The 19,644-nt window shown below is 36.7% G+C and carries 27 protein-coding genes; 15 read left to right on the top strand and 12 right to left on the bottom strand.

Annotation, left to right across the window (positions count from 1 at the left end):
• Positions 1 to 9 precede the first annotated feature (9 nt).
• The 6 genes from SJY09_RS15550 to SJY09_RS15525 all read left to right on the top strand — a co-directional run bounded on the left by SJY09_RS15550 (position 10) and on the right by SJY09_RS15525 (position 3,727).
• Positions 10 to 888 carry a cell division protein FtsX gene (locus tag SJY09_RS15550; RefSeq protein ID WP_396636620.1) on the top strand — a complete coding sequence of 293 codons (879 nt, stop codon included), beginning with the start codon at positions 10 to 12 and terminating at the stop codon, positions 886 to 888.
• A gap of 9 nt (positions 889 to 897) precedes the next feature.
• On the top strand, positions 898 to 1,161 hold the full coding sequence (locus SJY09_RS15545) for a DUF3098 domain-containing protein (protein WP_396636619.1): 264 nt from the start codon (positions 898 to 900) through the stop codon (positions 1,159 to 1,161).
• Between the two features lies 1 nt (position 1,162).
• Positions 1,163 to 1,960: an undecaprenyl-diphosphate phosphatase gene (locus SJY09_RS15540; protein ID WP_396636618.1), complete on the top strand. Its 798-nt coding sequence runs from the start codon at positions 1,163 to 1,165 to the stop codon at positions 1,958 to 1,960.
• Between the two features lie 13 nt (positions 1,961 to 1,973).
• A complete protein-coding gene (locus tag SJY09_RS15535; RefSeq protein ID WP_396636617.1) occupies positions 1,974 to 2,132 on the top strand; it encodes a hypothetical protein in 159 nt (52 codons plus the stop codon).
• Positions 2,129 to 2,827 carry a tRNA pseudouridine(55) synthase TruB gene (truB, locus tag SJY09_RS15530; RefSeq protein ID WP_396636616.1) on the top strand — a complete coding sequence of 233 codons (699 nt, stop codon included), beginning with the start codon at positions 2,129 to 2,131 and terminating at the stop codon, positions 2,825 to 2,827. The genes SJY09_RS15535 and truB overlap by 4 nt, the downstream gene beginning before the upstream one ends.
• A 168-nt stretch (positions 2,828 to 2,995) precedes the next feature.
• Positions 2,996 to 3,727, top strand: a complete 732-nt coding sequence (locus SJY09_RS15525; RefSeq protein WP_396636615.1) for a hypothetical protein — start codon at positions 2,996 to 2,998, stop codon at positions 3,725 to 3,727.
• Here SJY09_RS15525 and SJY09_RS15520 read toward each other — a convergent pair.
• The 9 genes from SJY09_RS15520 to SJY09_RS15480 all read right to left on the bottom strand — a co-directional run bounded on the left by SJY09_RS15520 (position 3,710) and on the right by SJY09_RS15480 (position 12,812).
• Positions 3,710 to 4,333 (bottom strand): thioredoxin family protein, encoded by a 624-nt coding sequence (locus SJY09_RS15520; protein ID WP_396636614.1) that lies wholly within the window; start codon positions 4,331 to 4,333, stop codon positions 3,710 to 3,712. The two genes, SJY09_RS15525 and SJY09_RS15520, sit on opposite strands and share 18 nt — an antisense overlap.
• Positions 4,334 to 4,554: 221 nt before the next feature.
• Positions 4,555 to 4,920 carry a hypothetical protein gene (locus SJY09_RS15515; RefSeq protein WP_396636613.1) on the bottom strand — a complete coding sequence of 122 codons (366 nt, stop codon included), beginning with the start codon at positions 4,918 to 4,920 and terminating at the stop codon, positions 4,555 to 4,557.
• A gap of 30 nt (positions 4,921 to 4,950) precedes the next feature.
• A complete protein-coding gene (locus tag SJY09_RS15510; protein WP_396636612.1) occupies positions 4,951 to 5,310 on the bottom strand; it encodes a hypothetical protein in 360 nt (119 codons plus the stop codon).
• A gap of 257 nt (positions 5,311 to 5,567) precedes the next feature.
• Positions 5,568 to 6,698, bottom strand: coding sequence for an esterase-like activity of phytase family protein (locus SJY09_RS15505; RefSeq protein ID WP_396636611.1), 1,131 nt, complete (start codon positions 6,696 to 6,698; stop codon positions 5,568 to 5,570).
• Positions 6,699 to 6,802: 104 nt separating this feature from the next.
• Positions 6,803 to 7,687, bottom strand: a complete 885-nt coding sequence (locus tag SJY09_RS15500; protein WP_396636610.1) for a YitT family protein — start codon at positions 7,685 to 7,687, stop codon at positions 6,803 to 6,805.
• Between the two features lie 12 nt (positions 7,688 to 7,699).
• Positions 7,700 to 9,103 (bottom strand): TolC family protein, encoded by a 1,404-nt coding sequence (locus SJY09_RS15495; protein ID WP_396636609.1) that lies wholly within the window; start codon positions 9,101 to 9,103, stop codon positions 7,700 to 7,702.
• 2 nt (positions 9,104 to 9,105) lie between these two features.
• Positions 9,106 to 10,458 (bottom strand): HlyD family secretion protein, encoded by a 1,353-nt coding sequence (locus tag SJY09_RS15490; protein WP_396636608.1) that lies wholly within the window; start codon positions 10,456 to 10,458, stop codon positions 9,106 to 9,108.
• Between the two features lie 5 nt (positions 10,459 to 10,463).
• The gene (locus tag SJY09_RS15485) at positions 10,464 to 12,131 is read right to left on the bottom strand and encodes a peptidase domain-containing ABC transporter (protein WP_396636607.1); all 1,668 of its coding nucleotides are present in this window, start codon (positions 12,129 to 12,131) and stop codon (positions 10,464 to 10,466) included.
• 6 nt (positions 12,132 to 12,137) lie between these two features.
• Entirely contained in the window at positions 12,138 to 12,812 is a 675-nt protein-coding gene (locus SJY09_RS15480; protein ID WP_396636606.1) for a TetR/AcrR family transcriptional regulator, read from the bottom strand.
• Positions 12,813 to 12,939: 127 nt separating this feature from the next.
• Here SJY09_RS15480 and SJY09_RS15475 point away from each other — a divergent pair, with 127 nt between their 5' ends.
• Entirely contained in the window at positions 12,940 to 13,302 is a 363-nt protein-coding gene (locus SJY09_RS15475) for a hypothetical protein (RefSeq protein WP_396636605.1), read from the top strand.
• A 91-nt stretch (positions 13,303 to 13,393) separates the two neighbouring features.
• Positions 13,394 to 13,711: a divalent cation tolerance protein CutA gene (cutA, locus tag SJY09_RS15470; RefSeq protein WP_396636604.1), complete on the top strand. Its 318-nt coding sequence runs from the start codon at positions 13,394 to 13,396 to the stop codon at positions 13,709 to 13,711.
• Between the two features lie 11 nt (positions 13,712 to 13,722).
• Here the strand turns inward: cutA and SJY09_RS15465 are convergent, their stop codons facing one another.
• The gene (locus tag SJY09_RS15465) at positions 13,723 to 14,646 is read right to left on the bottom strand and encodes a LysR family transcriptional regulator (RefSeq protein ID WP_396636603.1); all 924 of its coding nucleotides are present in this window, start codon (positions 14,644 to 14,646) and stop codon (positions 13,723 to 13,725) included.
• A gap of 100 nt (positions 14,647 to 14,746) precedes the next feature.
• Here SJY09_RS15465 and SJY09_RS15460 point away from each other — a divergent pair, with 100 nt between their 5' ends.
• Genes SJY09_RS15460 through SJY09_RS15430 form a run of 7 tightly spaced genes read left to right on the top strand, consistent with a single transcriptional unit; the run spans position 14,747 to position 18,452 of the window.
• Entirely contained in the window at positions 14,747 to 15,055 is a 309-nt protein-coding gene (locus tag SJY09_RS15460) for a hypothetical protein (RefSeq protein WP_396636602.1), read from the top strand.
• Positions 15,056 to 15,080: 25 nt separating this feature from the next.
• The gene (locus tag SJY09_RS15455; protein WP_396636601.1) at positions 15,081 to 15,245 is read left to right on the top strand and encodes a hypothetical protein; all 165 of its coding nucleotides are present in this window, start codon (positions 15,081 to 15,083) and stop codon (positions 15,243 to 15,245) included.
• A 10-nt stretch (positions 15,246 to 15,255) separates the two neighbouring features.
• Positions 15,256 to 15,549 carry a hypothetical protein gene (locus SJY09_RS15450; protein ID WP_396636600.1) on the top strand — a complete coding sequence of 98 codons (294 nt, stop codon included), beginning with the start codon at positions 15,256 to 15,258 and terminating at the stop codon, positions 15,547 to 15,549.
• 29 nt (positions 15,550 to 15,578) lie between these two features.
• Complete coding sequence (locus tag SJY09_RS15445; protein WP_396636599.1) at positions 15,579 to 16,550, top strand: sodium-dependent bicarbonate transport family permease; 972 nt, start codon at positions 15,579 to 15,581, stop codon at positions 16,548 to 16,550.
• 36 nt (positions 16,551 to 16,586) lie between these two features.
• A complete protein-coding gene (locus tag SJY09_RS15440; protein WP_396636598.1) occupies positions 16,587 to 17,150 on the top strand; it encodes a DNA-3-methyladenine glycosylase I in 564 nt (187 codons plus the stop codon).
• Between the two features lie 47 nt (positions 17,151 to 17,197).
• Positions 17,198 to 17,776: a hypothetical protein gene (locus tag SJY09_RS15435; protein ID WP_396636597.1), complete on the top strand. Its 579-nt coding sequence runs from the start codon at positions 17,198 to 17,200 to the stop codon at positions 17,774 to 17,776.
• The gene (locus SJY09_RS15430) at positions 17,763 to 18,452 is read left to right on the top strand and encodes a DUF2490 domain-containing protein (protein ID WP_396636596.1); all 690 of its coding nucleotides are present in this window, start codon (positions 17,763 to 17,765) and stop codon (positions 18,450 to 18,452) included. The genes SJY09_RS15435 and SJY09_RS15430 overlap by 14 nt, the downstream gene beginning before the upstream one ends.
• Here SJY09_RS15430 and aat read toward each other — a convergent pair.
• Both aat and SJY09_RS15420 read right to left on the bottom strand, forming a co-directional pair.
• The gene (aat, locus tag SJY09_RS15425) at positions 18,435 to 19,103 is read right to left on the bottom strand and encodes a leucyl/phenylalanyl-tRNA--protein transferase (RefSeq protein WP_396636595.1); all 669 of its coding nucleotides are present in this window, start codon (positions 19,101 to 19,103) and stop codon (positions 18,435 to 18,437) included. The two genes, SJY09_RS15430 and aat, sit on opposite strands and share 18 nt — an antisense overlap.
• 137 nt (positions 19,104 to 19,240) lie before the next feature.
• Positions 19,241 to 19,618 (bottom strand): DUF3127 domain-containing protein, encoded by a 378-nt coding sequence (locus SJY09_RS15420; protein ID WP_396636594.1) that lies wholly within the window; start codon positions 19,616 to 19,618, stop codon positions 19,241 to 19,243.
• Between the last annotated feature and the right edge of the window lie 26 nt (positions 19,619 to 19,644).

Raw genomic sequence — 19,644 nt, 5'->3', positions numbered from 1 at the left:
TTTGTAGCTATGAGCACTTCTTTTGAAAATTATCAAAGGCGTAAGCTGATTTCATCTTATTTCTCCGTTGTTTTAAGTATTGCTTTGGTACTTTTTCTTTTGGGGATTTTAGGGCTTTTGGTCCTGAACACCAAAAAAATGGCTGACAGGTCTAAAGAGCAGATTACTATTTCGGTTTTTTTAAAGGAAAGTGCAAAGGAGGTAGAAGTGGAACAACTTCAGAAAACTTTAGCCATGTCCGATTATACAAAATCGGCCACATACGTATCCAAAGAGGAAGCTGCAGCACAGCACAGTCAAGAGATAGGTGAAGATTTTGTAGATTATTTAGGTTATAATCCACTTAAAAACTCCATAGACGTTAAATTAAATGCAGACTTTGTTACGGCTGAAAAAGTAACGGAAATAGCAGATGAACTTGCTGAAAAAAGTTATGTAGACGAAGTAAGCTATGACAAGGTGCTCGTAAGTATGGTCGCTAAAAGTGTTGAGAAAATCGGTTTTTGGATATTAGTGGCCAGTGGTATTTTTACATTTATTGCGGTACTCCTAATCAATAGTTCCATACGCCTATCCATATATTCCAAGCGTTTTATTATTAAAACTATGCAAATGGTAGGGGCAACAAAAACTTTTATTCGAAGACCATTCATATGGCAGAACGTAAAATTAGGTATGCTTGGTGCCTTATTAGCACTAATGGCCATAGGTGCGGTTATTTATTACGTTAATACTAATTTTCAAGATTTAGGATTGCTAGAAGAACCTTCAATCATGATAATTCTACTAGTAGGTGTATTTCTACTGGGAATCCTTATCTCGTTAGTCAGCACCTATTTCGCAACGCAGCGTTTTTTAAATTTAAGAACGGACGAATTATATTATTAAATTTGCCCTATGAGTAAAAAGAATAAAATTGACCAGTCACCCAAACAGGAGTTCATTTTTCAAAAGAAAAACTACCTGTTCATGTTTATTGGTTTAGCTTGTATAGCACTAGGTTTTATTTTGATGAGTGGCGGTGGAACCGACGACCCGAACGTTTTTAATCCTGAGATATATAACTTTAGAAGAATACGAGTAGCCCCTACATTGGTACTCATAGGTTTAGGAATTGAAGTCTATGCTATTTTGTTGAACCCTCATAAAAAGAAGAACTAATTTGGATACCTTAGATGCTATTATCCTTGGTATAATCCAAGGATTAACGGAATTTCTTCCTGTTTCCTCTAGTGGGCATCTTGAGCTTGGGAAGGCCATTCTAGGTGATAATTCCGTTCCAGAAGAAAGCCTACTTTTTACGGTTGTACTTCACTTTGCAACGGCTCTAAGTACCATTTTCGTATTTAGAAAGGATGTTTGGGAAATCCTAAGCGGGTTATTTCAGTTTAAATGGAACGAAGAAAGTCAATTCTCTCTTAAGATTATTATTTCTATGATACCTGCTGTTGTAGTAGGGCTCTTTTTTGAAGAGCAACTAGAAGCTTTTTTTGGCGGTAATGTTCGTTTTGTAGGCTTTATGCTTTTGATTACTGCAGTACTTCTTTATTTTGCGGACAAGGCCAAGGATACCGAAAAGAAGGTGAGCTTCAAAAATGCGTTTATCGTTGGAGTATCACAAGCTATAGCCATGCTTCCGGGTATCTCTCGCAGTGGTGCTACCATATCCACTTCCGTTTTATTGGGTGTAGATAAATCTAAAGCCGCCCGCTTTTCTTTTCTAATGGTAGTTCCTTTAATTTTTGGAAAAATTGCCAAAGACCTCTTTAGTGGCGACTTAACATTTAACGGCGAAAATAATATAGCTATGGGTGCCGGATTCATTGCCGCATTCGTCGCAGGACTGGCAGCTTGTACATGGATGATTAAATTAGTCCGCAAGAGCAAACTCTCCTATTTTGCCATCTACTGCTTGGTCGTTGGCCTAATCGCCATCGTATATGGTTATACTTCTGCCTAATAAACAATGTACTATGAGTTTAGCGATTGGTTCTTGGCAAGTTTTAATAGTACTTTTAGTTGTACTGATATTTCCTATAGGTCTCTTTGTTTTGGCTTATTTTATTGGTAAAAAAGCTGGATACAATAAGGCTTTGAAAGAAAAGAATTTGACTTCAGAAGAAAAGATTTGAAAACCAAGGAAGATTTTTTAAACGGTCAAGTACTTCTTATAGACAAGCCTCTGGGATGGTCTTCTTTCCAAGCCGTTAACAAACTAAAATGGGCCATTCGGAAAAAATTTCAGCTTAAAAAAATTAAAATTGGTCACGCTGGGACCTTAGACCCTTTAGCGACGGGGCTTCTTATTATCTGCGCAGGAAAATTTACGAAACGAATTCCCGAATTTCAAGGCTTAGTAAAAGAGTACACCGGTACAATTACCCTAGGCGGGAGTACACCGTCTTATGATTTGGAAACAGAAGTGGATACAACCTATCCAACAGCTCACATTACCGAAGCATTAATCCACAAAACTACGGAGCGCTTTTTAGGCGACATACAACAAGCACCACCAATTTTTTCGGCCTTAAAAAAAGACGGAAAGCGTTTGTACGAATACGCAAGAGAGGGAAAAGAAGTTGAGATAAAAAAACGCGACGTACGCATTTTAGAATTCGAAATAACAGCCGTTCAGCTTCCAGAAGTTCGCTTTAGGATTGTTTGTAGCAAAGGCACTTATATCCGGTCTATTGCCCATGATTTTGGACTTGCACTAGATTCCGGCGGACATTTATCTGCCTTACGAAGAACCAAAATAGGCGATTACAACGTAGATATAGCCCTAGACCCGGAAGTTTTTGAAAAACAACTTTTAGGCGTGGAGTAAATTACCTCGGGGCAAGCCCACGAGGCATTTGAAGGAAAGCTAACATTTATTTCGCCGCAAGCGTCGGAGCATTATAAATCTCGATTATCGAGTAAACTATTTTAGATATAGCCAAATTTCTTTGAACTACATGCTATACTAATTTGGGCAAAAAAAGGTTATATAAACATGAATTTAAATAGACAACAACTATCGCTGATCATTACCATGTTCTCCATGGCGATTATCGTATTGGTGCTCTATAACATTCATCTCGGTGCAGAAGAAGAGCAACAAGACGACTATGTGGTTGAAATGCTTTTGGAAGAAGAACTATTGGAGGAACTTACCGAGGAAGAGGAAAAATTACTTGAAGAAATCTCAAAGGCAGAAGCTATTAAAAGCCATATGGCATTTAATGAAACTGCAAAACCCAGTTATGGAAATCCAGAGCCATTAAAAACGCTAGACGAAATACTGGAGGAGAAAGCTGCCATGAGTGATGGAGAAATCTCGGATGCATCTATATCCGACTCGGAATATGCCGCCAAAGTAAAAGAACTTGCAAAAAGGAGAGAAGAAAAAAAACAGTTGCTTGGGGAAAAAGAAGCTCAAAAACAGGAATTTACGAATAACCTGGCCGCGAAAAGAACGTCTATTTCCTACTCTTTGGTAGCGCGAAATAGTTATAAGTTGCCCCCACCAATATATACATGTATTGAAGGGGGTAAGGTTGTTATCAATATTAAAGTGGATAAATATGGAAATGTGACCGAAGCAGATTTTAATGAAAAAAGCTCTGGCACTTCTAATGGTTGTTTAGTTGATAACGCCATTAACTATGCTATGAGAGCTAAGTTCAGCACTTCGGACAAAGTAGTTCAAAAAGGAACGATTACCTATCTATTCCAAAGGAAGTAGCAACAACAAATCACTTAAAATACTTTGCCCTTTATCTTTGTTGTACCAAACTTGAATATCTTGTTTGAATTCTGGTGTTATTCTACCGTTCACAGCTTTATGTTCCTCTACCAATTTAGTAGCATTAGTAGACCTTGGACCCCAGTCTGATATTATCTCCTTAGATTCGTCATCGCGCATAATGAGTTTAGGAATAGACATACCACCGTTCGTCAAGAACTGGTTCATTAAATCTACATTCTCATCGCGAAGTACGATTCGTAATTCAATATTAGGATTAAGCTCAGCGATTTTGTTCATTACGGGCAAAGCAGGAGATGCATCACCACACCAGCTCTCCGTAAGCACTGTCCAAGTTATTTTTTGAGAAACACCAGTTATTATGGTTATTGCTTCATCGTTAAACTTCAAGGTTTTATCCCAACGTCTCATGCGCCTGTCATTGAGTTGGGTGTAATTGGCCAATGCTTCTGTTTGCATGGGCCCAGTTGACTTTCCTTCTATTGCTAATTGTTCTACCAAGGCTCTATACTCGGTGTAGGAATAACTATGGCCCAATGCCGCAACCAGCGTTTCCTCTTTACTTATTTTATTACTGATGTCCATAATATTACAATACTACTATTTTTTCAAAGTTACACGCCTAGTAATCTTTAAAAGATGATACTTGTCAGATAAGTAGCATTTATTCATAAACCTTACAATTGTTACGTTTTTAGATGCGCACAAATGTTGTAGTAAACTGTATTGGGGGCAAGCCTTGGGGTGTTATTATGCTTTGGCAGTGCCAATAAAAAAGCCCTAACCTAGGTTAGGGCTTTTAAAAGCTAATTTGAACAAGAATAGGGGTTAAATCCTTCTGGCAAATACTTATCAGTATTGAAACCTAAATCTATATTTTCTTCAGGCTCTTCAACTGTAACCTCTTCCAAATCAATAGACATTCCTTTATAAGGATTAAAGTTAGCCGGTAAGTAAAAATAGGTGTCATACCCTAAGATGACCTCCTCCTCTTCTATTTCTACTAAATCCAATCCTGAAATTTCCTCAAGAGCCATTAGAGATTTTTGTTCTAATTGGGCTGCAGAACAACTGTTCATAGGAATGTTATTCTCGGGTTCTGAACTTTCTCCGGGCGCAGCACTAAGGTTATATGTACATAGTAATCCAAATACTATTGCAACTGACTTCATTTTATTAATCATACTTATATATTTATCTATTTATACTACTAACTCTTTTTTTAAATACGCATTTTTCAAATCTGCATAAACTCTTGATATCCTATCAGTAAATGCTTCTCCTTTTCTTTCTAATACTGCAAAAAAACTACCGTCCTTCATCTTCAAAATACTAATCACAACTACTTCCATGCCTTCAAAACTCAATAACTTCTTCAAATTCTCTACCTTGTGGTCATCAAAATTCAAAGAGGTATAGATATACTGATAATACCTATTAGAAGGGTCTCCGATTTTTAGGTATTGACCCGGTCTAATATTTTGCCATTCCAGCGTATCTACCTTTGGCGTCTTCTCATCAACATCGAACTCAGGATAAAATACTGGTCTTCTCTTTTTCATGCTTTCTTCTATTTACCCGATTATGGATAGCTTGTTTCGCACGACAAAAATACAACGTAAAAATTATTATAATAGTATTAATCCGTTAAATAATAGTTAATATATTATACTATGATAGTATTACTACTATTTTATAATATAAATAGTACCTAAGAGAATATTTTTTTTATATTTTAAAAGAAATCCTCCTCGAATATTAACACTTTTTATGATAAAAGAATCACGGAAATGCCGAAAATTAAGCTCTAATTATGTGACTATTCTTGAAGTTCTAATAGTATAAATTGGTTTAATTGCTTATAAAGTCTACTAAAATTGTTGTCGGATACCACAAGGACTGACCTCCTGCCATTCGAAAACTTTGGGCCAAAAGTTATTCCTTCTATATTATCCACTATTCCGTTTGTCAATTGAGGGCGTATGGTATCAAAATTCAAAAGCAGCTTCTTTTTTACCATTACAATATTGACCGCGTTAAGCGATTCAACATCACTTACGTCTGTTGCATTGGTCGCATCTATATCATATAACTTTACGGTATTTCCGCCATCCCCATATCCGGCAGAAAATGAACGTTCTAAGGCCAAGAATTTATTATCCTCATATTCCAATAATTCTACTAAACCATTCAATTCAAATGAAAATCCGTTAATAGCAGGCCGTACTATTGGGTCCAAGAGATAGGCAAATTCCTTTCCAAATTCGCCCGTAGCTTTATCAATATATGCCATACGTACTAACGCTCCCTGATTTACCGAGGGAGCAGTACCATCTTCCTTTAACGGTAATTCTGTATTGACCCAATATCCTTTATTATCAGCACTTAAGGAGAGTCCTTCAAAAACCCCATTTTGCACCGGTCCAGTTTTTTCATCATCTGATGCTCCATACTTCCTTGACAGGTTCATTTCTGCTATAAAATCTCCTTTTATTGACGCTACCCGTACAAATGGGTCAATCCTAGCGTTAATATTCCCCTCACTAGACCAGACTACGTTGTTGTCATCTATCCTGATGGATTCTGAGTCTACTGTTTCTGCCTCAAAATTTTGCCCTGACTTATCCTTAAGCGTAGCAACAGCTATAACCTTCAAGGTTTGAAATCCGTTTAGATCATAAGCGATATCCAGGGTATAAAATCTAGGCTTTTTGGAATCATCACTAATCGCCACCCAAGTATCGTCTTTATAGTCAATACCTGATAACCCGCCTACTAAAGTATTTTCAAATTCTTGACCATCCGGAAGTACAAACTCGTCAACAAAAGTTACGGTAGTAGAATTGACTTGTTCCTTAACATCATCTATCACATCTAGTTCTTCTTGACCGCAGGAAACCAAGAAAAAGAGTTGTCCTATTAGACATACTATTTTAAATCTGTTCTTCATTATTTTCACATCAATACTAGTATACTAATAAAGCTTTTTACTAAAATTTGTCATCACACGCTTGTTCATCACAGTACGATATAACAACCAATTATTGATTATACCTAAATAGATCTCTTTTTGATCATTCCCCCTCGTGTATCATTTATTTTACTCATCACTACAAACGCTTTTGGGTCTATTTTTGTAATCTCAATATTTAACCTGCGTATTTCCAGTCTTGTAATTACCGTGAAAATAACGTCGTATTCCTTATGAACTCCCTGTTTCCCATAACCTCCTTTGGCTTTGTAAATGGTTAAACCACGCCCTAATTTCTCAACGATCATGGCTCTTATCTCCTCATTTTTGTCAGAAATAATAGTTACTCCAGTATACTCCTCAATTCCTTCTATTACAAAATCTAGCGTTTTTGAAGCCGCCAGATAGGTTAACATGGAATATAGGGCCGTTTCTATGGATAATAGATAAGCAGCTGCAAGGAATACCAAAATATTAATAAGGATAATAATGTCGCCAATTGTAGTTCCCAGTTTTCTACTTAGAAAAATTGCCAAAACCTCAGTGCCATCCAAGACACTTCCCCCTCTTACGGATAGGCCAATTCCCGCACCCAAGAAAAAACCACCAAATACGGCGACCAACAATTTGTCCTGCGTTATTTCAGGGAAATCTATGGTAAGTAGCACAATAGCCAAACCAAGTATGGCTAAGGCCGTTTTTAATGCGAACAATTTCCCAATGACCTTATAACCCAGTATAACGAAAGGAATATTTACAAATAGAATTAATAAATACAAAGGAATCTCCGAAGTTTCAGCGATCAGCAAGGATATTCCTGTTGCGCCGCCATCAATAAACTTATTGGGCAATAGAAAGCTCTCTAGTGCAAAAGCTGCCGAAAAAATACCTAGAATTATAAAAAATGAATCCTTTAACCATAGTTTGTAATTACTCTTTACGTCACTATCAGAAGCTTCATTTTTCATTTATGCTAAGAATTATAGATTCTCTGGATTAACTGCTAAACTCTGGAATAATTTCGCCTTTGCCGAATAGAATTTATTCTGAACAGCATTTTGCTTTAGGACCGCATCTATCAATTTACTTTCTCGCGAATTGATCAAGAACAACGAACTTTCTCCAAAACTAAATTTTCTTTCTTCAGCGGATAGCATGGTTTGATAATTAGAGACGATATCATAGATAAGAACATTTTGAGTTTCAAAAGACTCTAATTCATTATAAATGGCCAATACTTTATTACGTATCTCAATTTGTGCGTTATCCAACTCAAACTGTGCATCGTTCAATTTAAGTTTAGCCAATCTTAAATCCCCTCTCTCCTTACGTAAAAAGAGTGGGAATTGAAACGCTAAACCTCCTTTATACTCCTCCCTAACAAAGGAATTTAAAACATCAGGGCTTTCTGTTAGAAAATTATACTCCACATCTATTTTTGGGAGTAATTTATTGGTTTTTAATTGCTTGTCCACTCGTAGTCCATCAATCTTAAATCCTAATGATTTTATTTTGGGATGATTCTCTAACGTAAAACTATCCAAAGGCTTGCCAAGAATTTCCAATGTGTAATCTATGTCCGCAGCCAAATCTGTATCCGGAATTACGTTAGGCTGTAGTTCTAAAGGAATATTATCATTTCCCCATAGAAAATTAGATAACTCTAAAGACCTATTACGGAACCGCACGTTGGCCTGCTCTAGTTCTAAGGCTCTATTTTGAACGGCAATTTTAGCTTCTACAGTATCTATTGCGGCCTTATCGCCAGCCTCGGCACTTTTCTTGATTCCGTCAAAACGAATTTCTGCATTACTCAAAAAATTATTGAACACTTCCCGGTCCAAATAAGCTTGTAGCCAATCAAAATAAGCCAAAGAAGCATCAAAAAGTATTTGGTTTACCAGCAAATCTCGATCTGCCTTTGTTTGTTCCCTAAAAAACTTTGCCTTCTTTAGGGTAGCCATACGCTCATTTATCCATAAACCTCGGGCAAGGGACATGGATATCCCAGCACTATAAAGACCATTGTCCGGAACTGTTTCTGTTTGACTGATAAAATCCCCTTCGTTACGCTCAAGGTTTCCTTTTAATTCTATCCCGTACCAAGTAGGTACTTTAAAAGTTGCATTTAATCTATCCCAATATTCACTTCCTTTAAATTCTTTACGTTCATAATCTGCCTCTATCTTTGGGTCAAAGCCTCCACGCGCCTTCATTAAATTGGCCTGACCTATATTTATGGTTAGTCCTGCCTGTTTGGCAATTGGATGAAACTTTTTCACATAGCCTAAATACTCATTGAACTCTAATTCTAATGAATCCTGAACTTGGGCATTGGACACAAAGAAAATTCCAATAAATAAACAAACAATATACTTTTGCATCTTTATTTCTTTACTGGTTTAGCTTGCGCTCCCTCAGGTTGATAATAATTGGGCGGGAAACCATTTAACTGCCTCCAAAGCTCGTACCAAATAGGCACATCCTCTAGAAGAGCGATAGTATTTGCACCGGAACCAGCTCTAAGCTCTCCCGGCCACTCATGATCATCAGGATCTGGCGCTAATAAAATACGATATTTACCATTATCGCTAATAAAGGTTTCAACGGCCACTACAACACCACCATAAGTTCCATAGGATACATTGGGCCAACCGCTAAAAACAATTGCGGGCCAACCATCAAACTGAATGCGCACCTTTTCTCCCAAATGCATCAATGGTAAATCCAAGGGTCTGACAAAAGTTTCCACCGCCATATCAATATCCGCAGGCATGATACCCACAAGCGCCTCGCCTTCTTTAAAGGTTTGACCTATACCTCCCTGCAACGCTTTATTTATAAATCCATTTTGAGGAGCACGCACATAATAGAGATCATTTCTTATAGAATAATTGGTAAACTCGTTCTCTAACTTGGTTACCTGCGCCTCAGAATCGAACTGGCTAGACTGTGCGGTGAACATGTCACTTTCAGCCTTTGAGATTTTATTGGTGTATTCATTCTGTACACGGTTAATTTCTACTCTCGCATTAATTACTTCGTTCTTTGCCGCAAGCAATTTGTTCTGCTGAGAAATAAGCTTGGCCTGTGTTTCTTGAAGCTTTAAACGTTTTTCTTCTACATCCGTTACAGCTTTAAGACCTTCGCTCTGTAGTTGCTCCGTTCGATTAAACTGTCTTTCCGCAATTTTTATATTCGTTTTAGCAGCCTCTAAATCAATACTATCGCTCTGTACTTTTAGTCTGGATTGTAACAACTTATTCCGTGCTTGCTCTAACTTTAACCCCCGTTCGTTGGATAATGCCGACATTTGATTTCGCAGCGCTTTCACCTTTCCTTCATAAGATACTACAGAGGCAGATTTAGCCTTGATTTGATCTCCTGTACGAGAGACCAAATTGGGATCAAAATACTCGTTCTTAATTTCTGAAATGAAAAGAATAGTATCTCCTTTTTGTACATAATCTCCTTCTTGCACGTACCATTTTTCAATTCTACCTGGTATCGGCGATTGTATAGTTTGCGGTCGTTGGTCTGGCTTCAGTGTAGTTAAATATCCTTTCCCGGTAACGTTCTGTGTCCATGGTAGAAAAAAGAGTATCAAAATCATGATTCCGAAACCTTTCAAGAATCTATTAAAATACTTGTAATACCTTTGATGAAAAACCCGCTTGGTGGATTCATATCCTTTTAAGTCTACTCGTTTAGCTAAGCTATTTTTGGAAATATTCAACATCTTCTCTACTTTTCGCTAATTAATCTTCCTTCCTTTAGGGTCAAAATTCGACCACATCGCTTCACCCAATTGGGATTTTGACTCACAACAACCAAGGCCCATGGATGCTCAGGGTCGATTAAAAAATCCATTATTCTTGTAGCCTCACTAGAATCAAATTGGTCAAGGGGATCTTTTAGAATTAATAGTCTTGGCTTTCTAACAATACTCCTAGCCAAAACTATCTTTTTAGCTATGGTGCTTGATATCTGTTTCCCTTCAGGATAAATAATTGTCTTTAAGCCTATCTTCTGTTCTTTTACGAACTGTTTTAGTCCAGATTTTTCAACGGCCCATCGTATATCCTCTTTTGGTATTGATGTGTCTCCGAAAGTAATATTGTCTAACAGCGTACCTTCAAAGGGGGATTCCTCTGTGAGTGATTGACCCAATTGCGCTCGATAATAATTTAAATGCAAGCCTTTTAAGGAAATATTGTTTACATATATATTTCCTTCTGTTGGCTCAACTATACCGGCTATTAAACGTAATAGGGTTGATTTTCCTGACCCGTTCGGACCACTAAGAAGAATTCTATCCTTTGGCGTAATCGACAGTGAAAGGTCATCAATAATTTTCTTTTCGGAATTTGGAATATGATAACTCACATTACTTAACTCCAAGCTAAATTTATCGTCATGTAAGAAAGGAGTCTCCCCATCTTGCGGCTCTAGTTCCTTATCTACTACTTGCCCTAGCTTTTCCAATGAGGTAAGTACGTCATAAAAAGACTCTAGTCCAAGAATAAGCTTCTCCACGGAGGCAATTACCAATAGTATAATGATTTCTGCCGCTACAAATTGTCCAATATTCATTTCTTGATTCAAAACCAATAGACCACCAATGAGTAAAAGACCAGCAGTAACTAAAATCTTAAAACCAATCATTTGGATAAACTGCAATACGAGTATTCTAAAGTGACTTTCTCTAGAAACCAAATATTTGTCTACTAATGTATCTGTCTTGTCCAAGGCGTGGGAAGTTCTGCCAGAAAGTTTAAAACTAACGATAGACCTCGCGATTTCCTGTATCCAATGCGCAACCTTATATTTACTCTTAGATTCCGCTAAACTAGTTTCCAGTCCTTTCTGCACCGTAAATTTAAAAACCACATAGATGAGAATAATTAATAGTATACCATAGATAATAAAGAAAGGATGGTAAAAAGAGAGCAATAGTAATCCAAATATGATTTGTAAAAGTGCAGCAGGAAAATCTATTAACAACTTAGGTAAGCCTTTTTGAACATTTAAAATATCAAAAAACCTGTTGGCCAGTTCTGGCGGATAATTATCCCGTAACTCGCTCATCTTTATTTTAGGAAACCTATAAGAAAACTCAAACGAGGCCCTAGTGAAAATTTTCTGCTGAACATTTTCAATTATTCGTATCTGCATCAGTTGTAAGATACCCACGAAAGCAACCCCTAAGGTCACCAATACTACGAGTACAATCCAAGAAGTACTCACTTGTGCGCCCTGTATTAGATTTATGATTGCTTGGATACCCAACGGTAGCGACAAGCTCACTATTCCCGCAAAAATTGCATAGTAAAAGACTTGAAAAACATCTCTTTTGTCTAGACGTAGCATGCCTATGAGACGCTGCCAAGCGGTTAAAATATTTTTTGACATTCCTGTTTAGGCTTTAAGTGATGAGAACACTAAGTTTAAGAAGTATTGTTTTTGATCGTCGTTTTCACGGAAATCCGTTAAAGAACTAAAGTGATCTCTAAGAAAGTGCTGATGTAAGGAACCTTCCAAAAGCGTACTTGCCAAACTTGAAGGATAAGGATAATCAGAATCCACACCAGTAATCATTTGACTAAGGCGGTTCACCAATCTTTTGTAGATGACAAAATAACCTTCTTTATTTTCTGTATCCACTTCTTTGGTTAAATATGATTTGGAATATTCGTTAATTACAATCTTGTTTAAAAGTACCTCATTAATATGTGAAAAAGAAGTATCCTCAACGGTAGTTTTAGTAACTATTTCTATGGCCTTTCTTAATTTTTCCTCTGGATTAACAATTCCATTAGTAGCAAAAACCAATTGATACTCTAACCATCCCCAATACCAAGAAGTTAGATACAACAGTAATTTGTGTTTGTTTTCAAAATAGCGATAGATAGAGCTTTCATTAGACCCTATTTTGGTTCCTAGTTTTTTGAAGGTAAAACTTTCAAAACCCATTTCACTGATCATAAGTATACTATTCTCAACGATTCGTTTGCCCAAATCAGATGATTCCGGATCTTTTAAGAAAATCTTATCGTTGATTCTTATTGTAACAGTCTGCAGTAAATGTTCCATTAAGTATTATTTTGATTCACACAAATATAATAGTATTGCTATTATATAATAATAGTTTAACTAATTTTTAACGATAGCTCTACATTTACAGACGTCTTATTTCTTATCTTTTTTAAAATTTTTACCTATGAAAAGACTTCTACTACTAATAATCGTTTTATCACCGCTATTCGGGCAAGCCCAAGAGCTGTTCTATATACAATTTGAAAATAATGATGTTAATGGACGTTCTCCTATTGAACAACACAATATAAGTGGTAAACAAACCGGTGCTGCAATTGTCATTGGTGGTTTGGACAATTGGGACGGAAGCGGAAACTACATTAATGTTTATGGTACTAAATTTATCATAGATAGTTTAGATCTAAATTCAGACGGCACAAGAAGAGCGGTCTTAAGAAGAGAAGATGGCGAAAGTTTTTTTAATCACCTAACCACTGTTAATGCTAAATTGATACCTGTTGGGAAAAATATTGAGGAGACTCGTTAAAGTATAAACTTTTGTTCTCAACACCGGTCATACTTGGATAGTTCTTCGCTAGATATCCTACAAAATATGACCAGTGTTTTAAATTAATGATATGATACTAGCACACATTATAGCTAAGGATAAGACTCAAGCACTTCAAATCATAAATTTATTGATGGATAAGAATTTACTCTTACAAGCTGCCGTATCAGAGAAAACAGTCTACGAGAAAAAAAATGCTGAAGGACAACTGATATCCACTAAACAAACATTAATAATAGGCAAAACGAAAGCACTACTTTTTAAAACGATCAATGATGTGCTGAAAAAGAATTTTAGCACTAATATGCCTATGTTATATTCTGTTCCAATAGTGTATATGGATGAGGAACTAGCCACCATTCTTAGAGAAAACACGGCTAAAGTTTAACTGAATTTTACTTATTCTATACCTTCAAACCAATCAAAATGTTCTGCTATAACACCCTCCTTATCTTGTTTTACGTACTCCAAGAATGCACTTGCAGCAGGAGAAAGGTTCTTTGACTGTAACCAAACTAGGTTCCATGTGGTACTAATAGGTAAACCAGAAACTTCAATAATTTGTAAATCGCCATTACGCAATTCATTCTTTATACCTATTAATGGCATAATGGAATAACCCAAACCCGCAATTACAGCTTGCTTTACGGCTTCATTTGAGGTTAACTCAATTTTTTTTGACGTGGGCAGGTTGTTCTTCCTTATAAAATCTTCCATTGCACCTCTTGTAGCTGAGCCTTGTTCTCTATAAATTAATGGAAGGTCCTTGAAAATTTTATTTTTATTCTTAGACTTAAAGCTACGTTTCATATCCCCAACCAAAAAGAGCTTGTTTTCCATTAGAGCGATCTTATCCATTTTTAAATGACTTGGCAAAACGGAAACCAATGCAAAGTCCACTTCATTCAACTCCAAAGCCTTCACTACTTTAGACTTATTGGTAACATCCATTAAAAGTTCCACTCCATCATTATTCTTTATAAAATTCGACAGAAAATAAGGCATTACGTATTTACCCGTAGATACTATGGAGATCTTTAATCTTCCTGACAAATTACCTTCGTAAGATGAAGATTTATAATTAATCGCATAAACTTGATCCAAAATTTTTTCGGCCGCCTCGGCAATTTCCCGACCAAAATCGGTGATGTAAAGCTTTCTTCCTACGACCTCTGTCAATGGTATTGAAAATTGATCTTGGAAATTCCTAAGCTGAATAGATACCGCAGGCTGCGTTAAAAATAATTCTTCCGCTGCCTTGGTAATACTCTCTTTTTCCGACACTTTTAGAAAAACCTGAAGTTGATGTAATGTATAGTTCATAAACAATATTAATGTTTAATATAATAAATATAAATAAAAACTTATGAATTATTATTTTAAACTTTGCACTGTAATAAAATGAACTAATAAAAATAAGACCATGAAAGCAACAGTAGAAAACGTAAGACCAAAGACCACTCAAAAAATAAACTTAGTAGACGGAAACTTTACCGTTTCTGAAGCATCTGACGTAGTCTTGGCACTACTTAATGAAAAAATTAATTTTCATAAACTACAACGACTTTCGTTGTGCGAGGGACACTCCGAGGCAAATACTAAATACCCAGATGAGCGTATCACTGAACTAGAGCATGAAAAATCTATTGCTAAAGATTTTTTTGCACAGGCAAGAGCAGAAGGACTTACGTTAAAAATAGACGGTGTTCTTACCATATCCATTAACAAATAGGGCAACCCATCTTAAATGTATTCTTATGTCACTTAAAAAAGCACATTTATATCTTGGCCTTGGTTTTATAGCCATAGCCGGTTTTTTAATTACCTCGTATACAAATAACAACTTGTTTATGGATCGCCTGTTAGTTGCTTCGGGTATCATATCATGTATACTAGTGGTAAAGGCCATGGGTAATTCTTAAAAGACTACCGTTGAAACCAGACCAAACCATAAATCTTGTAAAGGGTACATTCTCTCCTGCTGAGGCAGCGGATGTACTCTTTTCTCTTATCAGCGATAAAATAAAATTCCATCATCTACAAATCCTTAGCCTTCAAAATGGAGTAGATAACGATATGCAATGGTCGGAACAACGTATAACATCACTCAAAAATTCAAAAAATAGTGCAAAAGACCTTATTCTAAAAGCTAGAAACGAGGGCTATAAACTCCAAATTGATGGAGATATCACTATTAAACTCATCGCTATAAATGAGCAGGCCTAAAACCTCCTTTTTAAACCACTAAACTACTTATGGACTTACACTTGTTGCTTGACAACCTAACCAACCCTGCCTTACTTTTTTTCTTTCTGGGCATCTTGGCAGTATCGCTAAAGAGCGACTTGGAAATACCGCCTAATTCCTCAAAATTTATATCACTTTATCTAATGTTCTCCATAGGTTTTAAGGGTGGGATGGAACTTTCTCATAGTAATCTGGATTTAGAAATACTATGGTCCTTATTGTTCGGGGTCTTCTTGGCGTTGTTTGTTCCTATATTCAGTTACTTTATCCTTCGAAGAAAATTTAGCGTAGCCAACTCTGGAGCAATAGCCGCAGCCTATGGCTCTGTCAGTGCCGTAACTTTTGTAACCGCTGTTTCCTTCCTAGAAATTGAACAAATACCATTTGGCGGACATATGGTGGCCGTCATGGCCCTTATGGAAGCACCGTCCATTATAATTGGCGTACTGCTAATGTCCTATTTCCAAAAAGACAAAAAGGATAAAAAGAATAAAATCAGTTTAACGGGAGTGGTAAAACATTCGCTAACCAATGGAAGTGTGCTCCTAATTTTAGGTAGCCTTGTAATCGGCTTTTTGGCCAGTGATCAACAAGCCAGAGGTATTGAACCCTTTACAACTGATATTTTTAAAGGATTTTTAGCTGTATTTCTATTAGATATGGGAATCACAAGTGGTAAAAAATTAAATGATTTTCTCAAGAAAGGTTGGTTTGCTTTTCTATTCGCTATTATTATTCCATTAATTAACGGTATCACTGTTGCCATCGTCAGTTCTGCCTTTACGGAAAGTGTTGGCAATCGGTTTCTCTTTGCAATATTGGCAGCCAGTGCATCCTATATAGCAGTGCCGGCAGCAATGCGTTTAGCTGCCCCGAAAGCTAACCCAAGTTTATATCTGCCCATGGCATTAGCTATTACCTTTCCCTTTAATATAACATTAGGCATGCCATTATATTTATGGGTAGTACAATCTTTTTAAAGCTGTTCCTATTCCATAAATCACTAATTTCATGCAATGGAAAAACACAAATGTGGCTGGTGTATCGGTAACACGTTGTATGAAAATTATCATGATAAAGAATGGGGTGTTCCCGTTAGGGATGATCGTACGTTATTTGAATTTCTTATTCTTGAATGTTTCCAAGCAGGCCTTAGTTGGATAACCATATTAAAGAAAAGAGAGAACTTTAGGGCAGCTTTTGATAATTTCGATTATGAGAAAATTGCGCTGTACGATGAAAATAAAAAAGCACAACTACTTGAGAACGCAGGTATTATTCGAAACAAACTAAAAGTTAATGCCACTATAACCAATGCCATTGCCTTTATGGAAGTGCAGCAAGCGTATGGAAGTTTCAGTACGTACATCTGGGATTTTATAGATCAGGAACCTATCATCAATACCATAAAAAATTACAAGGAAGGTCCTGCAAATACCACGCTTTCAGACAAAATCAGCAAGGATTTAAAGAAAAGAGGTTTTAAATTTGTTGGGAGCACCGTAGTTTACGCTTATATGCAGGCAATAGGAATGGTCAATGACCATGAAATAAATTGTTTTAGATATTCTGAAGTGTAGCTGTTAGATGTTAGATGTTAGATGTTAGATGTTAGATGTTAGAAAATATGAAAAATAAATTATTCCTATTCTTACTCATTGGCTGCTGCTCTTTTGCTTCATCGCAAAATAAATATGAACGTGAATATCGCATTCGGAAATCACAATTTCCAAGAGTGGCCCTAGATTTAATGGAAAGTGAGCTGGGCAAGGTTAAAAGACTCAAATTTTATAAGGAGACTGATAGTGCAAAGACCAGTTTTGAAGCAAAATTTAAAAAAGAGAAACTTTGGTATAGTGTAGAGTTTGACCAAAGTGGCCAACTAGAAGATATTGAAGTGCTTATAAAACAAGTAGATATCCCTTCAGATGCCCTTGTAAAAATGAAAACCTACTTTAACTCGGCGTTTTCAAAACACCGTATAAAGCGAATACAGCAACAATATCCTGCAAACCAAGAACAACTTAAAAAAACGTTTAGGAATGCCTTTCAAAACCTATTATTACCCTCATTGAATTATGAATTAGTAGTCGCCGGAAAAGTTGATAAGAGCTACTTTGATTACGAAATTCTTTTTGATGCTGAAGGAAATTTTAAAAAGATACGAAAGTCACTCCCGCCTAATTACGACCATGTGCTTTACTAGAAAAAATTGCGTTATCTCCATCTTTTTTTGGACGCTTTTACAATATGTGCAAGGCCAAGACAACTGGACGGGGTATTGGCAACCTCAGCTTGCTTTAAACTACAAAGTAACCGGGAATTATGCTCAAAACGCTTCCTTAGCAAAACGTACGTATATCTATAGGGAATCTGCCTCAGCCTTCGAAATTAGACAGTTAGATTTTGTACATTTCTCCAAACTTAAACTACGCGACAACCAAAGTTTAGGACTAGGATTACAATATAGATTTCGCGAGAATTTTGAACGGGACAAAGAAAACGAACTCCGTATTACTCAGCAATATAATATTACACATAAAGCAAGAATACTTAGAATTGGACATCGCTTCAGGACAGAACAACGTATTACAACCCTTTCTACAATACATAGATTAAGATATAGGCTTGCTGTAGATTTACCTTTACAGGGTGTTGAGTTAGATATCGGCGAATCGTATTTAGTAATATCCACAGAAGCTTTGCTCAGTGTAGGAAAAGCAATGGGACCGGAATACGACCAACGTATAACTGCCCAATTGGGATGGCTACTCAGCAAAAAGACCAAATTTCAACTTGGCGCGGAATACCGTGCAGAAAATTATAACGCGGAAACTGAAAATGTGGCCTTTTTAATTACAAATTTAGTTTTGTCCCTTTAGTCTTTTCATAAAGAGCGTTCGTTCTATTTCCCGCGCACCTAAACTGGCCAAATGATCTGTGTAAAGCTGACAATCAATTAATTTATAGTTCTTTCCCTCTAATTCTTTGGCCATTTGAATAAAGGCAAATTTTGACGCATTAGCCTTTAAACTGAACATGCTTTCTCCGCAGAATATATGTCCTAAATCAATACCGTATAAACCTCCCACCAGTTCTTTTTCATCCCACACCTCATAGGACGTTGCAAAACCTTTTTTATGAAGTTCCAAATAGGCTTTTTTCATATCATCCGTTATCCAAGTGCCTTCTTGGCCGTCTCTTGGGACAGCGGAACAATGTTCTATAACCGCCTTGAAACGCTTGTTCTTAGTTAAACGAAACTGCCCTGAGCGTATTACTTTTTGCATACTTTTAGAGACCTTGACCTCTTCTGGATAAAGTACCATTCGTGTCTTTGGGCTCCACCACATTAGAAAGGCATCGTCATTGAACCAAGGAAAAATTCCACTCTGATAGGCCAATAAAAGACGCTCAGAAGAGAGATTGCCCCCTACTGCCAAGAGTCCTTCCGAGTTGGCTTGTTCCACAGGTGGAAAGTACAACTGGTCGGAAAGAAAGAATATGGGTCCGTCTGTTGTTTCTTCTTTCAAGCTTTTTTCTTTTAAAATTATTAAAAAGCCCAAAAAGCAAAAAACTTGTTTAACTTTTTAGGTCAAACAAGTTTTTCGCTTTATCAATACTCTAAAAGGACAGCTCTATTCCAAACAATTATTTGGGACCTTACCTCTTAAAACGGAAGATCATCATGATCTTCTTCATTTAAATTGTCAGCTGGTTCAAAAGCTTCCATTGGCGGTACAGGCGGCATTCCTTCCGGCTGCGCTTGTTGCTGCAAACTCTCTATACGCCATCCTTGTATAGAGTTAAAATACTTAACCTCACCCTGTGGGTTGGTCCACTCTCTACCTCGTAAATTAATACTGACCTTTACATCCTGACCAACACCATAACTGTTCAACAAATCACATTTATCCTGAACAAATTCTACCATAATATGTTGTGGATACTGCTCATCGGTGGTTACTACCAATTCTCTTTTTCTGAAACCATTCGTTCCAAAAGTTTTAGTCTCTCCGACCAACTTAACTTTTCCTTCTATTTCCATCTTAAACGCTCGTTTTACTGTAAAAA

Source organism: Maribacter sp. R77961 (assembly GCF_044594925.1).
Lineage (GTDB): Bacteria > Bacteroidota > Bacteroidia > Flavobacteriales > Flavobacteriaceae > Maribacter.
Note: the sequence above shows the minus strand (reverse complement) of the source record. Positions and strands in the feature narration are given on the sequence as shown.

Coding starts and splice junctions, on each gene's coding strand:
- SJY09_RS15440 (WP_396636598.1), top strand. CDS start 16,587: ATGGAAAAACACAAATGTGGCTGGTGTATCGGTAACACGTTGTATGAA.
- SJY09_RS15445 (WP_396636599.1), top strand. CDS start 15,579: ATGGACTTACACTTGTTGCTTGACAACCTAACCAACCCTGCCTTACTT.
- SJY09_RS15510 (WP_396636612.1), bottom strand. CDS start 5,310: ATGAAAAAGAGAAGACCAGTATTTTATCCTGAGTTCGATGTTGATGAG.
- cutA (WP_396636604.1), top strand. CDS start 13,394: ATGATACTAGCACACATTATAGCTAAGGATAAGACTCAAGCACTTCAA.
- SJY09_RS15515 (WP_396636613.1), bottom strand. CDS start 4,920: ATGAAGTCAGTTGCAATAGTATTTGGATTACTATGTACATATAACCTT.
- SJY09_RS15480 (WP_396636606.1), bottom strand. CDS start 12,812: ATGGAACATTTACTGCAGACTGTTACAATAAGAATCAACGATAAGATT.
- SJY09_RS15550 (WP_396636620.1), top strand. CDS start 10: ATGAGCACTTCTTTTGAAAATTATCAAAGGCGTAAGCTGATTTCATCT.
- SJY09_RS15545 (WP_396636619.1), top strand. CDS start 898: ATGAGTAAAAAGAATAAAATTGACCAGTCACCCAAACAGGAGTTCATT.
- SJY09_RS15465 (WP_396636603.1), bottom strand. CDS start 14,646: ATGAACTATACATTACATCAACTTCAGGTTTTTCTAAAAGTGTCGGAA.
- SJY09_RS15475 (WP_396636605.1), top strand. CDS start 12,940: ATGAAAAGACTTCTACTACTAATAATCGTTTTATCACCGCTATTCGGG.
- SJY09_RS15490 (WP_396636608.1), bottom strand. CDS start 10,458: ATGTTGAATATTTCCAAAAATAGCTTAGCTAAACGAGTAGACTTAAAA.
- SJY09_RS15460 (WP_396636602.1), top strand. CDS start 14,747: ATGAAAGCAACAGTAGAAAACGTAAGACCAAAGACCACTCAAAAAATA.
- SJY09_RS15430 (WP_396636596.1), top strand. CDS start 17,763: ATGTGCTTTACTAGAAAAAATTGCGTTATCTCCATCTTTTTTTGGACG.
- SJY09_RS15495 (WP_396636609.1), bottom strand. CDS start 9,103: ATGCAAAAGTATATTGTTTGTTTATTTATTGGAATTTTCTTTGTGTCC.
- SJY09_RS15485 (WP_396636607.1), bottom strand. CDS start 12,131: ATGTCAAAAAATATTTTAACCGCTTGGCAGCGTCTCATAGGCATGCTA.
- SJY09_RS15525 (WP_396636615.1), top strand. CDS start 2,996: ATGAATTTAAATAGACAACAACTATCGCTGATCATTACCATGTTCTCC.
- SJY09_RS15520 (WP_396636614.1), bottom strand. CDS start 4,333: ATGGACATCAGTAATAAAATAAGTAAAGAGGAAACGCTGGTTGCGGCA.
- SJY09_RS15435 (WP_396636597.1), top strand. CDS start 17,198: ATGAAAAATAAATTATTCCTATTCTTACTCATTGGCTGCTGCTCTTTT.
- SJY09_RS15505 (WP_396636611.1), bottom strand. CDS start 6,698: ATGAAGAACAGATTTAAAATAGTATGTCTAATAGGACAACTCTTTTTC.
- SJY09_RS15420 (WP_396636594.1), bottom strand. CDS start 19,618: ATGGAAATAGAAGGAAAAGTTAAGTTGGTCGGAGAGACTAAAACTTTT.
- SJY09_RS15500 (WP_396636610.1), bottom strand. CDS start 7,687: ATGAAAAATGAAGCTTCTGATAGTGACGTAAAGAGTAATTACAAACTA.
- SJY09_RS15535 (WP_396636617.1), top strand. CDS start 1,974: ATGAGTTTAGCGATTGGTTCTTGGCAAGTTTTAATAGTACTTTTAGTT.
- SJY09_RS15455 (WP_396636601.1), top strand. CDS start 15,081: ATGTCACTTAAAAAAGCACATTTATATCTTGGCCTTGGTTTTATAGCC.